This is a genomic window from Brevibacillus panacihumi W25 (genome assembly GCF_000503775.1).
Lineage (GTDB): Bacteria > Bacillota > Bacilli > Brevibacillales > Brevibacillaceae > Brevibacillus > Brevibacillus panacihumi_A.
Genome location: NZ_KI629785.1, coordinates 352,264 through 367,325, shown reverse-complemented (window position 1 = coordinate 367,325; position 15,062 = coordinate 352,264). Strand labels below are relative to the sequence as shown.

Here is a 15,062-nt window from a genome sequence, read left to right as displayed (position 1 = left end):
TTATAGCCCAGACATGCCTTTCGTGAGGAGGGGTAAACATGCAAGAAGAAGCTGGTGGTAGCCAGGCCAAAAAACGTGAATCATGGGAATGGATCAAGGCGCTTGTCATTGCGGTACTCCTCGCCCTGCTGATTCGCACCTTCCTGTTCGCACCGTTTATCGTGCAGGGAGAATCGATGGAAACTACTTTACATAATCATGAAAAGCTTGTTGTGAACAAGGCGATCTATTTTATGCGAGACCCGAAGCCGGGTGAGATTGTCGTGTTTCATGCAGATGCAACCCGGGATTACATCAAACGGGTGATCGCTGTGGCCGGCGATCGTGTCGAGGTGAAAGACGATCAGCTGCTGGTAAACGGCAAGGTTGTCGAAGAACCGTACCTCGAACGAAAAGAAGAGCGGGCAAAAGAGCAGGGGGAGCTTCATTTTACGTATGATTTTCCGCCTGTTGAGGTACCACAAGGACATCTGTTTGTCATGGGTGACAACCGATTGAACAGTGAGGATAGCCGGGTAATCGGTCCGATCGAGGTCAGTACCGTAGTTGGACGTGCGGAATTTACCTTCTGGCCGATTAGTCAAACTCGGTTTACTCGATAAAAATCAGGGTATTCAAGGTAGGTGATACATCATGACCATCCAATGGTTTCCTGGACATATGGCAAAAGCGCGCCGTCAAGTAACGGAAAAACTTGCACTGATCGACGTCGTGATCGAATTGCTGGATGCGCGTCTCCCGCTGTCCAGTCGCAATCCCATGATTGATGAGATTGTCAGTGAAAAACCGCGGTTGATCCTGTTGAACAAAGCCGATCTGGCAGATGAAAAAGCCACAGAGGATTGGATGGGTTATTTTCGTGGTCTCGGCATCCGGACCTTGCCGATTGACGCTTTAAGCGGAAAAGGCGTGAACAAGCTGCCGGATCTGTGTCGTGAGCTGGCTTCGGATATGCTGGCAAAACGTGCGGAAAAAGGCATGCAGGCACGTGCGATCCGAATCATGATCCTGGGAATCCCCAATGTCGGAAAATCCTCTCTGATCAATCGTTTGTCAAAGCGCGCCGTCGCGCAAACAGGGGATCGTCCTGCCGTAACCAAAGCGCAGCAGTGGGTAAAGATGGGCGATACGCTGGAGCTGTTGGATACGCCGGGGATTTTGTGGCCAAAATTCGAAGATCAGATGGTGGGGCTTCGCCTGGCCGCAAGTGGCGCGATCAAGGACGAGTTGATCGACTTTACGGAAATAGCGCTGTTCGTGATTGCCTATATGATGCATTACTATCCGGAACGCCTCGTGGAGCGCTTCAAACTAAAGGCGCTTCCGGCAGACAAGGTTGCTATGCTGGAGGAAATTGGCAAAAAGCGCGGCTGTCTCATCTCCGGGGGAGAGATCGATTACGACAAGGCTGGAGAAATTTTCTTGCGCGAGCTGCGTTCTGGCAAGCTGGGGCGAGTAACGCTCGAACGGCCTATCGATTGGGAAATGGACGAACCGATTGGAAAACCGATCACCTTTCCCGAATGAGTGATGCAGATACGAGGAAACTGCCTATCGTGAACGGTAGGCGGTTTTTTACATAGGGGAGAAATGTGTGAATGGAACTGGCGGAACTGTCGATAAAGGAAATACGGGAAAAAATCGAAAAATTGGACGAAGTACCGAAAGATTTTCTAGAATGGATGAAAGCCGACCCGCGCAAAGGCGTGCAGGATCTCGTCCGTCAAATTGAGGCTGCTGTGGCGCGCCGGGAGAAGCTGGCTGCCATGTGGACAGAAATGACGCAATACGAGCAAGCCATGCGGGATAAAGGGCATGTCCATGTATTTGGCATCGATGAGGTAGGACGCGGCCCCTTGGCAGGTCCAGTCGTAGCCAGTGCTGTCTGCCTGCCAGTTGATTTTTATTTGCCGGGACTGAATGACTCCAAAAAAGTTCTGGCAGCGACGCGTGAGGCCTTTTATGAAGTGATCATGCGGGATGCGCTGGCAGTCGGTATTGGAATCGTGGATGCTGCGCGCATTGATGCGATCAACATTCTGGAAGCAACCAAAGAAGCGATGCATCTAGCTATCGAAAATGCAGGGCTTGCCCCGGATGTCTGTCTGCTGGACGCTGTTCGGCTGTCGGGACTGGCTTGCGAGCAACTTCCCATCATTGGCGGAGATGCCAAAAGCGTCTCGATCGCAGCGGCTTCCATCGTAGCGAAAGTCACGAGAGACAGCATGATGACAGAGTATGCAAGCCAATATCCGGAATACGGGTTTGACAAAAACGCAGGGTACGGAACAGCCGAACACCTGGCTGCGATTCAGCGTTACGGACCTACGCCAATCCACCGAATGACGTTTACAGGTGTCAAGGCGCAAGCGTAACGTCATTTGTTTCACAGTCGTGAAGGAGGAGATTGAAGATGTTTTCCCCCTCGCAGTTGCTGCAATCGATGACACAGCGTGCGCCTGTATCTGCGGCCAAGCCAATTGAGCTTGTCCCAGGCCAGGTTTTCAAAGGCACGGTCATCAAGCATTACCCGAATCAAATGTCGTTGGTCCAGATCGGGCCTATTCAGGTACAAGCAAAAATGGAGGCGAATTTGGAACCCGGTCAGAAAGCCTGGCTCCAGGTACAGCCCTCCTCCGATGTTGTGACCTTGAAGGTGTTGGATACCCCATTGGAAGGCAATGCCAAAGGAGGAGCCAGTCTAGAAGGTCTGATGCGCTCACTCGGCTTGCCGGAATCAAAGGAGAGCCGCGCCATTGTCCAGGCATTGCTGAACGCAAATCAGCCTGTCAGCAAAGAAACGGTGCAGGCTTTTATGGGAGTGGCACAGAAGCTGGGGATGGATAACGCGACGATCCAGGCATTCATGACCGCCTTAAAGCGGAATCTGCCGCTGACAGCGGAGACGGTTGCAGGATTGAAGGCTTTTTTCTCCGAGCGTCCTGTAAGTCAAGTCATGCAGAACTTTATGCAGCAGGCAGCCCGTTTTCTCGAGGCGAATGGAGAGTCGCCTCGTACGACTGGCTCCGCCATACCGGGGAATCCGACACCAGGAGGGCCAGGAGGGCAAACGCCCGGACAAGCGATGCCACCCCTGATAGGAGACGCTCGCCAGCTGGTAGGTCAATTGCAGGACAAGCTGGCGGCAATGCCTGTACTGCTGGGCGTTGGAATGGAGGCCGATGAGCAGTCTGCCTCTTCGCAATCTTCCGGGAACCGCCAAACCGCGGCAGGACAAAACCCGCAAGCAATGATTCAGCAGCCTGTGACGACTGCATCAGGACCACAAGCGGCTGCAACTGCGCAAGTGTCCTCATCCAGCCAGCCTTCGTCTCCAATCGCTCCCAACCAGATGCTTGCGGGAGATCAGGGGAATGGGTCTGTTGCACGTGAGTTCCTCACCGACGCTCGTCAGGCGAGTACTGCTCCCCAATCACAGCAGACGGCAGCATCTCCGCTAGAGGGCAAGGGGGCCGCTCCGACAACGACGACGACAGCACCCTCATTTGGAAGTGTGATCCCCCAGCCGGGACAAGGCACGCCAGTAACGGCAGCTGATCTGAAAACCGCCCCACAGCAGGTCGTTTTGGATGCTGGCAACCAATCACAGGAAGCGCTAGCGCAGAGTCAGCCGTCCACCGCCAGAAATCACCCGATTCTGCAACTGTTTCAGCAATTGGGCATCTCGCACGAGCGAGAACTGATGGGACAAATGATCTCGGGCAGCTCTTGGGAGGCAGGGGCGCATAAGCAGATGGAGAGCGTCAAGGCCATGCTTTTGCAGCTGACGCAGAACCATGCACAGGCGATCCCTACAGCTTTACGCGAGGCAGCCGATCAATTGCTGCAGCACGTTACGGGGCAACAGCTTATGCTAACGCAACCTGCGAATCACTCCTTGTCACAGATCGTCATGCAAATTCCGCTGCGAACGGAGCAAGGGGACGAAACAGCTTACGTACAGATCGAATCAAAGAAAAAAGGAGCAGGACAGCTGGATGCCGAAAACTGCCGCCTCTTTTTCCATCTCGATCTGCAAGCCTTGGGAACTACGATGATCGATGTCAATATCGTCAATAAAATCATCAGCTTGCAGATTTTTAACGATACACCGGGTATTGAAGCGTTGGCACATGCGATGAAGGGTGGCTTCACGGATCAACTCCACGAGGTAGGGTATCAGCTTTCCTCCATGCGCGTGCAGGTGATTCCCAAGCAGAATCAGAAGGCTTCAGCAGCAAAGAGCGCCATGATGAGCGACTACAAAGGGGTGGACCTGCGCGTATGAATCAGGAGACGCCACCCAATCAGAACAAGCGCAAACAAGCAGTAGCGCTCAAGTACCAGGCTGGGACGATGGAGGCTCCTAAAGTCGTGGCCAAGGGATCGGGTTACGTGGCAGAAAATATCCTGAAGGTAGCCCAGGATCACCAGATACCGGTACAGGAGGACCCATCGCTGGTAGAGGTGTTGGGCAAGCTCGACTTGAATCAGCAAATTCCACCGGAGCTTTATCAGGTAGTGGCGGAGGTGCTTGCATTCGTCTATCGCCTGGACAAGGGGAGGAAATAACAAGCGATGAGCATGCGCAGACGCGTCCTCGGACAACAAGGCGAAGATTTGGCCTGTCAGTTTTTACAAGAAAAAGGGTATGTCATTCGGGAACGAAACGTGCGGACCCGGCACGGCGAGATTGATGTCGTTGCCTTGGAAGGACGGACACTTGTTTTTGTTGAAGTGCGTACACGCACTGCGGATACATACGGGACTGCCCATGAATCCATCACCTGGAAAAAGCGACAGAAGCTGCGTGAGCTCGCCCTGGCTTATTTGCAGCGACAAACGGTTCCTTTTCCGGCCTTTCGCTTCGATGTCATCGCCATTACGTGTCCGGCAGGAAAAATGGACGGGGTGGAGACGAAGATCGACCATATCGAGTGCGCTTTTTAATGGGAAGAGGTGTGGAATGGCGTGGAAAAACGGGCGCCAGATCTAATGGGGAATGGGGATACGTCTACAGCAAGGCGCACACGTTCGACGTATGATGTATTGTACTCGACGCGATGAAACTCCTCCAAGCAACAACTTTCGCCTTCCAGCCAGTCTGGAAGGCATTTTTTTGTTTGTAAGGGGAAATTAGAACGAGTTTTTTGTTTTGTCAAGAGGAATTTTTCAAATAAATTTCAAAAAAATCGTGTTATTTTTTGCATTCTTGCGTGACATTTTCCAATTCGATACGTCAAACAAGGTAAGAGGATACATAGGAGGATTATCATGCTGCGTAAAACAGGAAAGCTCGTGTCAAGTTTTATCATGACTGCAGTCTTAGTCACTAGTCTTCATTTTTCGATTCCTGCAACGGCCCAAGCCCAAGAATTGGATCGAATTGCAGCCGTAAAAGCGTCGAGTACGTTAAAGGCAAGCATTAGCAAAGCAAGTATGGAAAAAGGAGATACGAAGAAGGTAACGCTCACTTATGGCGGATCTTCCATATCAGCTTCCAATGCAACGTGGAAAACGTCCAAATCATCCGTGGCAACAGTGAAAAATGGGACGATTACGGCAAAAGGTGAAGGCAAAGCAACCATAACAGCTAAGTACAGCGGAAAAACCGTTACAATTGACGTAACCGTCAAAGAAGAGAAGGGTGAGCTGGTAGCTGCTGAAACCAAAGTAACGATGGTCAAGGGAGATACGGCAACCATTACCTTGAAATACGACGGTTCCAAGTTGACCGGCTCCAAAGCGGATTGGAGTACCTCCAAGTCGTCCGTAGTAACGGTATCCAATGGAGTGTTGACGGCCAAGGGCAAAGGAACTGCGACGATTACCGCCAAGTACAAAGGTGAAACCGTAAAGATTCAGGTCACGGTAAATGAAGATACGAAGGAAAAGCTGGTAGCTGCTGAAACCAAAGTAACGATGGTCAAGGGAGATACGGCAACCATTAACTTGAAATACGACGGTTCCAAGTTGACCGGCTCCAAAGCGGATTGGAGTACCTCCAAGTCGTCCGTAGTAACGGTATCCAATGGAGTGTTGACGGCCAAGGGCAAAGGAAATGCGACGATTACCGCCAAGTACAAAGGTGAAACCGTAAAGATTCAGGTCACGGTAAATGAAGACACGAAGGATAAGCTGGTAGCTGCTGAAACCAAAGTGACAATGGTTAAGGGAGATACGGCAACCATTAACTTGAAATACGACGGTTCCAAGTTGACCGGCTCCAAAGCGGATTGGAGTACCTCCAAGTCGTCCGTAGTAACGGTATCCAATGGAGTGTTGACGGCCAAGGGCAAAGGAAATGCGACGATTACCGCCAAGTACAAAGGTGAAACCGTAAAGATTCAGGTCACGGTAAATGAAGACACGAAGGATAAGCTGGTAGCTGCTGAAACCAAAGTGACAATGGTTAAGGGAGATACGGCAACCATTAACTTGAAATACGACGGTTCCAAGTTGACCGGCTCCAAAGCGGACTGGAGTACCTCCAAATCGTCCGTCGTTACGGTCTCCAATGGAGTGTTGACGGCCAAGGGCAAAGGAACTGCGACGATTACCGCCAAGTACAAAGGTGAAACCGTAAAGATTCAAGTCACCGTAAATGAAGATACGAAGAACAAGCTGGAAGCCGCTGAAACCAAAGTGACAATGGTTAAGGGAGATACAGCAACCATTAACTTGAAATACGACGGTTCAAAGTTGACCGGCTCCAAAGCGGATTGGAGTACCTCCAAGTCGTCCGTCGTTACAGTATCCAATGGAGTGTTGACGGCCAAGGGCAAAGGAACCGCGACAATTACCGCCGAATACAAAGGTGAAACCGTAAAGATTCAAGTCACGGTAAATGAAGAGTCGAAAGATAAGCTAGTCGCGACCAAAACCAAGATTAGCATGGATAAGGGAGATACCGAAACTATCAGTCTGAAATACGACGGTTCGAAGTTGACCGGGTCCAAAGCCGATTGGAGTACGTCCAAGTCGTCTGTCGCTACCGTTAAAAACGGTGTTGTGACAGCAAAGGGAGCCGGTACAGCAACGATAACAGCGGAGTACAAAAATGAGAAGGTCAAAATTGAGATCACCGTATCAGATTCCAAAGACAAACTGTCAGTCGATGACGACAGCATCTCCATCAAAGTAGGGAAAACGGAAACCATCAAAGTTACCTACAATGGCAAAAAAGTATCTGGCTCCGATGTGAAATGGAGCACTTCCAAGTCCTCGGTCGCGAAAGTGAAGGACGGCGTTGTCACAGGCAAGAAAAAAGGAAAGGCCGTCATCACGGCCAAATACAAAGGTGAAGAAGTAGAAATCAGAGTGACAGTAAAATAACCTGAAGACCAACCAATGACCCACTGAATACACAATAAGTTCAGTGGGTTTTTGCATGAATCGAACGAAAACGGAGGAATCAATATGTTGGAATTCGGTAGGGTTACCTTAGAATGGGGCACCTTGCTTTGGCAGTTGATCTTTTTTTTGCTTCCATTATCTCTTTTTATTTTCGTGATCTATTTCCTTGTTAAAGCGCTGGCGTATATGAACGCAAAAAAACAAATGGATCAGGAAAGAAATCAAAAGCTGGACACGCTTGTCCGAATGCTTGAACAAAAACAACAAAGAAACGAATAGCAGAAAGCAAAAATCTTGCCACTTAGATCAATCCTTCTCTACGTTAAAAGCGTGCAGGAACGTATGTTTACCAACGGATTTCCGGTACAGTTATGGGGATCGAAGACATGACGTCACTTTGGAGACGGATATTGCCAAGGAAGTCGGTAATAGGATATGTTTACCTTTTTCCTTATGTAAAGTCTAATGAGAAGAGGCATTAAAAAAATTTACTGGAGGATGCTTTCTCTTGAAAAAAATAGCATTCATATTTCCACTTGCTATAGCCACAACATTTGGATGGTCAGGGACCACAATTACACCAATTGAAGCTGCGACTGTTGCCGAAACCCAGCAGGGGCAGATTGAGGAAGAACAAATCATTACTGTTGAAAAACTTGTTGTACAAAGAGAACATGACATTTTTTCTTTCACAAAACCATCCGATAGCATGGGGATTGTTGTGAGTGCGAGAGATTTATATACGCTGGCTTACAGAAAAAGCGGAGAAGACTTAGGAGTAAAAAACAAATCTGAATTACACTTTCTTCAAGAAGGACAGGAAGAAGGAACAAGTGAAAATGCGTTTATTTATATTCGGCTTGTCCAGACACCTTTTATCCCCGATGAAGGAGTGAATGAATTTCCTAGAAAGGATATCGTCATTTATTTCGATCCAAAATACCCGAATGATGCTTTGGTTGGTGTACAAAATCCGAACAAACTAGAGGAATGGCAGATTTACAAAGTACCAGATTACGGCAATTGGCTTAAAAAGGAAATTGATTTATACATTTCTCTTTATGCTGGTTTGTAGAACTTCAGCCTCTTGATCATTGATCAGGAGGTTTTTGTTTATGCGTCGAGATGAAGTAATCAATTCGTGTTCCATGATTAGCTTCAAGCAAATGGTAGGCTCGCATCTTGCCCCTCGGTGAGCTAACTTTGGAAGGATCACTTTGCCAGGCGGACCGGAGCGCTGATCATTTTCGTGTATTTACGATGCCTTTTCCAGCCTATGAGTTCATGTATTATACTGTCATTATCATTAACACTGAAAGTGAGTGATCCGATGAGTCTTTATGACATTCATGTGGGAAAGTTACTTAACGGGAAACGGAAATTTGATGGGCATGGCTTCTTTATGTATACAAAAGAAGGGGATTTAAACGAGCTAAATGATTTGCAAGGAAGTACAGGTGTAGTAGTTGATTCTAAGAAAATTGAGGATTTGTTGTTTCAACATTGTACTGAAACCATCAATAAGTTTGCAAATACGGATGAAAATTGTATTTGGCAAGCAAAAAATGCAGAGTTCGGAAACCATTTTGTGCATAGCCTTGCCAGGCTAAATTTTCATAATTTTAACGGTGGGAAAGAGCATGCCGAAGGCGATAGCTCTCTCCTGTGAAAGCTACGATATGAGCGTGATGTACAAGACGGTCGATCAAGGCAGCGGTGAGGCGGTTATCTCCGAAAACCGTATTCCATTGGCTAAACTCCAAATTGGAGGTAACGATTATACTGATCCGTTCATAACATTCTGAGATAAGATGAAAAAGCAGATCAGCACCGTCCTTGTGAAACGGAACAAAGCCTAACTCATCTAAAATCAATACATCAGTGTCCAGTAATTCCTTCTGAAATCGTGGAAGGTTGGGGATTGTAAATTATTTTGTGTAAATGGGTTTTTAAGAAATAAAAAGTCACATCGAAGGCTTTACATGGAGGGGCGGGCATGATAGGCTCGTTTGCCATGCGATGCATGTTTTTACAGGGATCGCCCAATCGCAAGATCTCATGCCCGCAGAGGCTCCATGTCAAGCCGGCTCAACCGATGGATCAGGCGGACAGTTCCGCTTGCAATCTGTCTCCAAAATGGATAGCAAGCTGCGATATACATTCTTTCCAACTCCTGACTGGCATAGTCCACTTCTTCGAAGCCTCAATCGTTGCAAGATAGATGATCTTCCGTAGGGCGTCGTCGGTTGGATAGGCAGTTTTCGTTTTGGTTACTTTGCGGAGTTGACGGTGGTATCCCTCAATAATATTTGTGGTATAGATCATCTTACGAATTTCAGCAGGATAGTTAAAATAGGCGGTCAACTCAATCCAGTTATTTTCCCAGGAGCGAATGATAATGGGATATTTTTTCTCCCATCTCTCTTTAAACGTAGCGAAAGCCACCTCGGCTTCTTCTAATGTAAGAGCTTGATAGACTTTCTTTAAGTCTGCCAAGACTAGCTTCTCTTCTTTGAAGGGAACATATTTCATTGAATTACGTATCTGGTGGATGACGCATAGTTGAATCTGGGTTCTCGGGAACGCAGCATTAATTGCCTCTGAAAATCCTGAGAGTCCGTCCTTACACGCGATCAGGATATCTTCTACCCCGCGACTTTTCAACTCCGTACACACATTTAGCCAAAAGCTAGCACTCTCGTGCTCGCCAATCCAGATACCCAAAATGTCCTTATGTCCTGATACTGTAATGCCTAGAACGCTGTATGCTGCTTTATTGATGATCCGATTATCCTGGCGAACTTTAAAATGAATAGCGTCAAGGAATACAATGGGATAAACGCGGTCAAGAGGCCTACATTGCCATTCCGCCACCATTGGCATGATCTTATCCGTTACTTTACTGACCATCGCCGCTGACACTTCAATCCCATATAAATCCTTCATGTGTTCCTCGATGTCTCGCGTAGACATTCCTTTCGCATAGAGAGCAATGATTTGCTCTTCTAAACCATTTGCGGTAGTCTCGTGTTTTTTCACAATATGAGGTTCAAATTCGCCGTTGCGATCGCGAGGCACACGAAGTTCTGTGTTACCAAACTTCGTTTTCACTGTCTTTTTGCTGTAGCCATTTCGACTATTTCCTGTATGGTCACCGTCGGAACTATGCTTGTTGTAGCCTAAGTGATCATCCATTTCGGCTTCAAACAACTGCTGGATCGTGTCACGAAACAGGTCCTTCAGCATCACATGGACGTCCTCGATGGTGCGGCAATCCTTTGCTAATTCTTTGATCGTAAGATCTCTTTTGTCTTGCATAAATGATCATCTCCTTAATGGAAAGTTTAACCATTTACACATAACTTTTTACGCTCTCGAAGGTTGCCAGCGTGAAACTTGGTTTGCAAAATGGAAACCAACTCTGCCACTCGATAAAACCTCACTTTTTTACCCTGTTTACACGTCTCCACACCCATTGCAGTTGCCAGATGTGTCTTTCCTGTCCCTACGGGACCAAGCAATATAGCATTTTCCTTGCGTTCTACAAATGATGCTCTCTTTAGCTCCTCAATCGTGACGCTATCAGGTAATGAAACCGACTCGAAAGAGTACCCTTCAAAGGTCTTTATCTGTGTAAATCTGGCCTTCTGCAACAATCGTCGGATTTTTCCCTGCTCACGGGAACTTCGTTCCGAAGATAGTACCGCATGAAGAAATTGAGTCGGGTGTTCAAATGGAACTTGCTCATAGACATTCATGACATGGGCTAATCTCATCTGCTTGCAAAGTTGACGTAATTCTTCCTTCATTTTCGCACCTCTGTCCGTTGAAGTTGATCATATCTCGTTAGATCTGGCTGATATCCAACGAAAACAGATGGGGTGCGACTGTCTTTCATAGGTGCTGGGATGATTTCAGGATGACGTAAACGGTACAGAACATGCTCCAATCGACTCACATCATCTTGATCTTCTTGCGTAAGGCATCTTTCAATCTCCTCGATCTGGTATGTTTTTAGCATCCGAATGATCCAGCCAATTCTTGTTTTGCGGCTTTTCCCTTCAACAGATTGCAGAAAACCCTTTGTTTGACTGAGGAGGAAAGCAAGAACAGAACTGTAGTCGAGAGCTTTTGGCTTACTATAAAGTGGTTGTAACAGAGTTTGTAGATCAACCGGAACCGATTCATCCATATATCCTCTTGGTAGTGTAATCAGCACTTCGTAGCTATCATTAAGTACATCTACCTTGTCCCACCAATACTTCACCCATACTCGTTCGTGAGAACGAATAGAAGGGATCTTTACTGTTTTTTGATCAATGAGAACCTCACCGTATCCATTGGCTTTTACGGATTCCAAACGGAAAGCTTCATAAGGTATGATAGGGAGTTCCAGAAGTTTGATTTTCTCTTGCTCCCAAAGGTCTTGCTGTAAGACTTCCTTCGCATAATGAGGTCTTCTCAAATCTTCAAGAGCTTGCTGATTCATGATTTTCTGTAGTTGTTCCAAATCATTGGCTACAGGTAATGGAACACACCAATTTCTCCGAGCATACCCCACTTTGTTCTCAACATGTCCTTTTTCGTTCCCTTGTGCAGGGTTGCAAAAGACAGGTTGGAAGCGGTAATGGAGGGCAAAGCGTTGAAATTCGTCCGTAAGCTTCCGGTTTCCATCGGTTCCTACAGATACAACAGCTGCTGAAAGATTGTCAAACCAGATTCGATTGGGTACACCACCGCTCATTTCGAATAGCTGCCGTAATCCCTCTAAGAAACACTCTGTGTTCTCCTTCGGAGTAACAAAGACAAATGCTGCATTGCTGTATGGGTAGGAGAGGATCAACATTTTCCGCTCCACCAGTTGACCACCGATAATCGCTTGAAATGTTCCAAAGTCCGCCTGTGCTTCTCCCCCTGGGTGTTCTAAACGAATATAAGGCTCCGATTTTTCGATTTGCAGTTCTGACTTCCGTTTGGCAACATAGTACCGTACGGTACGGTCTGATCCTGCAAAGCCAAATTCGGTAACAAGGCGGTCATAGATACGTTTTGCTGTATGTCTTTGTTTTTTGGGGCGGGCTTGATCTTCCATAAGCCAGGTATCCACTTGTACACGGTAAGCTTCCATGATAGGGAATTTTCCTCGAAGAGGAGGCTCTGCTTTGTTCCAGTCTGAACAGTCTGCATATTTCTTTGCCGTTCTCCAGCTTACACCAAGTTGTTCTGCAATCTGGGAAATGGATTGATCTTTTACATCCCGTAAGTATTTGATATAGTGTTGTTGAGCCATTGCTGTGAATGTCAATCAAAAAGTTGACCACCGTGCTCATCAAAAAATTGACCACCATGGCAAAAATCAATCCACCCGTTGGGTGGGTAACTTTTTCATGATCACGATCTCTGAATACTTTGTTTAAATCGATAGCTATCTCCATTCATGGCAAAGATATGAGCACGATGTGTGAGCCGATCAACCAGAGCTGCTGTCATTTGTTCATCCTTAAAAATCTGTGTCCAATCGGCAAATTCCAGATTGCTAGTGATGATAAGGCTGCCTTTCTCATAACGAGCTGCACAAAATTGAAATAATAACTCTGCTCCTGTTTTATTCAAGGGTACAAATCCGACTTCATCTAAAATGATCAAATCAGTTTTCAGCCATTGTTTCTCCAACTGGAGGATTCTCTTTTGGGACTGCGCTTCCATAAGCTCGTTGCATATTTTCGCGGCTGTCCAAAACTGGACGGAATAGCCATGATGACACGCCTCCTGCCCAAGGGCAATGGAGAGATGAGTTTTACCTGTACCAGAATTCCCGATAAACATGATGTTCTCTGACTTTTCGATGTACTCACAACGAGCGAGCTGTAACAGCTTTGTTTTATTAAGAGACGGAATCGCAGAGAATTCATATTGATCGAGTGTTTTCGTAGTGGGGAACTTGGCATGCTTGATCCGACTGGCAATTTGATTTGCATCCCTTTGCTGAACTTCCTGTTCCAAAAGAGCGAGAAGGAACTCCTCGTAGGGAATTTGTCGTTCGGTAGCATCATGAGCTACTTCCTTATAGACACGTTTAATAGCCGGCAATCGAAGCCGCTTGGCATAGGTTTCAAGCAAGAAAGTTGTACTCAATGAACCACACTCCTTTTTTGTAATAGACGATTGTACTGGTTAAGATCGGGTGCTTTTACTTGAATACGTGGAACAGAACTATCTTCAGCCAACGAGAGTTGGGGAAGACGGTGTTCTGGTAACGTACGCTGAAACAACAATTGCCTTACGGCATCATACTGAAACATCCCTTTTTGAGAAGCTTCACCCAGTGATTCTTCCACGAGAGAAGCATCGAATTCCCGATGGAGTAGCAGGAGTCGAACGAATTCCTTCATCCCCCCTGGTCGATGGCGGCACTTTTCCAAGAACTGTTGGTAAATGGGAGGTAATCCCGCCTGATGCAAAGGTCTGGCATACAAAACAGCCCCTGGGCGAATAAGAAGCAAGTCCAGGTAGTGATCGTATTGCAAAAGCTCTTTGCCTCTTTCTAGGCATCTCTCATGCTCAGCAATCAATTTGTTCCCATGATACACTTCAATCCGTTCGGCAAATACCTTACAAGTTAGCTCTCTAGATGCGTGTGAAACCGGGACAGAATAGGCATTTTTCTCAACGTGAACCATCGACAGAGTATTGCTTTTCACAGATAAGACACGGCAACAATCCAGTGGTTGTGGAGGCAATGAGAGCATGATTTGCTGCTCTTGCACAAAGGCTTCTCCAACGGTTAAGGAAGATCTCGGAACGGTAGTTGTCTCGTAAGAGATACATTTCTCTAGAAGAAAATGATTTAATTCCTCCAGTGAAGAGATATTTGGAACTGGGGTAAAGAACTGTTTTTGAGCGAACTTTACGAGATTTTCTACTTGGCCTTTTTGGTGCCCCTTTCCCGGATCACAAAAATAGCTTTCGAACAGGTAGTGAGCACGCAGCTGGACAAATCGCTCTTGTTCCTCGCGGTTTTTACCTTCCAACACCTTCTTTACGGCTGTAGTCAGATTGTCATACGTAACGATCTGAGGAACAGCACCGAAAAACGCAAAGGCATCGACATGCCCTTGAAGAAGAGCTTCTTGTTTTTGATGAAAAAATGTTTTGACAAAAATCTTTCTGCTATAGGTACAACGCATACAAAAGACTTGAACCTTGACCTGCTTTCCATGTAAAAGAACAGTAACCTCGCCCCAGTCAAATTGAGCAAATCTCCCTGGCGGGAAATCGAGGGGGACAAACGCTTTTGGAGGAGATACCCGTAGTTGCCTGACGTAACGGCGTACCGTAGATTCACCGCCGGTGAATCCGTATTCATCGACAAGTCTCTGGTACATACGGGTAGCAGTATGACGCTGCTTAGGAGGGGCCTGCTCATCTTGACGCAGCCATTCCAAGATGATGGGTTTTACGGAATCAATGACTGGTTTGGGTTTCGGTTTTGAAAGCTGATATACAGGGATTTCTGTTGATTTCAAAGCCTTTCGTATCACTTGCCGAGAGTAGCCAGTTTCGCGAGAAATCTGCCGAATCGGCTTCCCTAGCAGAATGTGTTGTTTCCTGATAAACTCATAATTAGCCATCTGAAGCATTTCCTTTCCTCCTATACCTTGATGTCTCAGCAACTTCAAGATACAGGAAAGAGGTGCTCAGGTGGT

The 15,062-nt window shown here is 46.9% G+C and carries 15 protein-coding genes and 1 pseudogene; 10 read left to right on the top strand and 6 right to left on the bottom strand.

The window, feature by feature from the left end:
• The first annotated feature begins 38 nt into the window (after positions 1-38).
• The 10 genes from lepB to T458_RS56945 all read left to right on the top strand — a co-directional run bounded on the left by lepB (position 39) and on the right by T458_RS56945 (position 9,025).
• On the top strand, positions 39-602 hold the full coding sequence (lepB, locus tag T458_RS42670; RefSeq protein ID WP_023557201.1) for a signal peptidase I: 564 nt from the start codon (positions 39-41) through the stop codon (positions 600-602).
• Positions 603-633: 31 nt separating this feature from the next.
• The gene (gene ylqF, locus T458_RS42665; protein ID WP_023557200.1) at positions 634-1,527 is read left to right on the top strand and encodes a ribosome biogenesis GTPase YlqF; all 894 of its coding nucleotides are present in this window, start codon (positions 634-636) and stop codon (positions 1,525-1,527) included.
• A 71-nt stretch (positions 1,528-1,598) separates the two neighbouring features.
• A complete protein-coding gene (locus T458_RS42660; RefSeq protein ID WP_023557199.1) occupies positions 1,599-2,375 on the top strand; it encodes a ribonuclease HII in 777 nt (258 codons plus the stop codon).
• A gap of 38 nt (positions 2,376-2,413) precedes the next feature.
• A complete protein-coding gene (locus tag T458_RS42655; RefSeq protein ID WP_023557198.1) occupies positions 2,414-4,288 on the top strand; it encodes a hypothetical protein in 1,875 nt (624 codons plus the stop codon).
• Positions 4,285-4,572 (top strand): EscU/YscU/HrcU family type III secretion system export apparatus switch protein, encoded by a 288-nt coding sequence (locus tag T458_RS42650; protein ID WP_023557197.1) that lies wholly within the window; start codon positions 4,285-4,287, stop codon positions 4,570-4,572. Before T458_RS42655 ends, T458_RS42650 begins: the two co-directional genes overlap by 4 nt.
• Before the next feature lie 6 nt (positions 4,573-4,578).
• Entirely contained in the window at positions 4,579-4,950 is a 372-nt protein-coding gene (locus T458_RS42645) for a YraN family protein (RefSeq protein WP_023557196.1), read from the top strand.
• A 324-nt stretch (positions 4,951-5,274) separates the two neighbouring features.
• Positions 5,275-7,335: an Ig-like domain-containing protein gene (locus T458_RS57610; protein WP_023557195.1), complete on the top strand. Its 2,061-nt coding sequence runs from the start codon at positions 5,275-5,277 to the stop codon at positions 7,333-7,335.
• A gap of 84 nt (positions 7,336-7,419) precedes the next feature.
• Entirely contained in the window at positions 7,420-7,635 is a 216-nt protein-coding gene (locus T458_RS42635; protein WP_023557194.1) for a DUF4083 family protein, read from the top strand.
• Between the two features lie 229 nt (positions 7,636-7,864).
• Positions 7,865-8,431 carry a hypothetical protein gene (locus T458_RS42630; protein WP_023557193.1) on the top strand — a complete coding sequence of 189 codons (567 nt, stop codon included), beginning with the start codon at positions 7,865-7,867 and terminating at the stop codon, positions 8,429-8,431.
• A gap of 255 nt (positions 8,432-8,686) precedes the next feature.
• A complete protein-coding gene (locus T458_RS56945) occupies positions 8,687-9,025 on the top strand; it encodes a hypothetical protein (RefSeq protein ID WP_023557192.1) in 339 nt (112 codons plus the stop codon).
• Here the strand turns inward: T458_RS56945 and T458_RS56500 are convergent.
• The 6 genes and pseudogenes from T458_RS56500 to istA (T458_RS56495) all read right to left on the bottom strand — a co-directional run.
• Positions 8,979-9,236: pseudogene (locus T458_RS56500) on the bottom strand (ATP-binding protein); the annotation flags it as partial. The gene T458_RS56945 and the pseudogene T458_RS56500 overlap by 47 nt on opposite strands.
• Before the next feature lie 220 nt (positions 9,237-9,456).
• Positions 9,457-10,674 (bottom strand): IS256 family transposase, encoded by a 1,218-nt coding sequence (locus tag T458_RS42620; protein ID WP_023555140.1) that lies wholly within the window; start codon positions 10,672-10,674, stop codon positions 9,457-9,459.
• A 26-nt stretch (positions 10,675-10,700) separates the two neighbouring features.
• Positions 10,701-11,165, bottom strand: a complete 465-nt coding sequence (locus tag T458_RS42615; protein WP_023557191.1) for an ATP-binding protein — start codon at positions 11,163-11,165, stop codon at positions 10,701-10,703.
• Positions 11,162-12,661: an IS21 family transposase gene (istA, locus tag T458_RS42610; protein ID WP_144083859.1), complete on the bottom strand. Its 1,500-nt coding sequence runs from the start codon at positions 12,659-12,661 to the stop codon at positions 11,162-11,164. The genes T458_RS42615 and istA (T458_RS42610) overlap by 4 nt, the downstream gene beginning before the upstream one ends.
• Before the next feature lie 86 nt (positions 12,662-12,747).
• Positions 12,748-13,476, bottom strand: a complete 729-nt coding sequence (gene istB, locus T458_RS42605; RefSeq protein ID WP_354702690.1) for an IS21-like element helper ATPase IstB — start codon at positions 13,474-13,476, stop codon at positions 12,748-12,750.
• Between the two features lie 11 nt (positions 13,477-13,487).
• The gene (istA, locus tag T458_RS56495; RefSeq protein ID WP_023557188.1) at positions 13,488-14,996 is read right to left on the bottom strand and encodes an IS21 family transposase; all 1,509 of its coding nucleotides are present in this window, start codon (positions 14,994-14,996) and stop codon (positions 13,488-13,490) included.
• Positions 14,997-15,062: the final 66 nt, after the last annotated feature.

What these genes read in the sequence shown, in the direction of transcription:
- ylqF (WP_023557200.1), top strand. Translation starts at nt 634, where the DNA reads ATGACCATCCAATGGTTTCCTGGACATATGGCAAAAGCGCGCCGTCAA.
- T458_RS57610 (WP_023557195.1), top strand. Translation starts at nt 5,275, where the DNA reads ATGCTGCGTAAAACAGGAAAGCTCGTGTCAAGTTTTATCATGACTGCA.
- T458_RS42635 (WP_023557194.1), top strand. Translation starts at nt 7,420, where the DNA reads ATGTTGGAATTCGGTAGGGTTACCTTAGAATGGGGCACCTTGCTTTGG.
- T458_RS42620 (WP_023555140.1), bottom strand. Translation starts at nt 10,674, where the DNA reads ATGCAAGACAAAAGAGATCTTACGATCAAAGAATTAGCAAAGGATTGC.
- T458_RS42660 (WP_023557199.1), top strand. Translation starts at nt 1,599, where the DNA reads ATGGAACTGGCGGAACTGTCGATAAAGGAAATACGGGAAAAAATCGAA.
- T458_RS56945 (WP_023557192.1), top strand. Translation starts at nt 8,687, where the DNA reads ATGAGTCTTTATGACATTCATGTGGGAAAGTTACTTAACGGGAAACGG.
- T458_RS42650 (WP_023557197.1), top strand. Translation starts at nt 4,285, where the DNA reads ATGAATCAGGAGACGCCACCCAATCAGAACAAGCGCAAACAAGCAGTA.
- T458_RS42645 (WP_023557196.1), top strand. Translation starts at nt 4,579, where the DNA reads ATGAGCATGCGCAGACGCGTCCTCGGACAACAAGGCGAAGATTTGGCC.
- T458_RS42655 (WP_023557198.1), top strand. Translation starts at nt 2,414, where the DNA reads ATGTTTTCCCCCTCGCAGTTGCTGCAATCGATGACACAGCGTGCGCCT.
- T458_RS42615 (WP_023557191.1), bottom strand. Translation starts at nt 11,165, where the DNA reads ATGAAGGAAGAATTACGTCAACTTTGCAAGCAGATGAGATTAGCCCAT.
- istA (WP_023557188.1), bottom strand. Translation starts at nt 14,996, where the DNA reads ATGCTTCAGATGGCTAATTATGAGTTTATCAGGAAACAACACATTCTG.
- lepB (WP_023557201.1), top strand. Translation starts at nt 39, where the DNA reads ATGCAAGAAGAAGCTGGTGGTAGCCAGGCCAAAAAACGTGAATCATGG.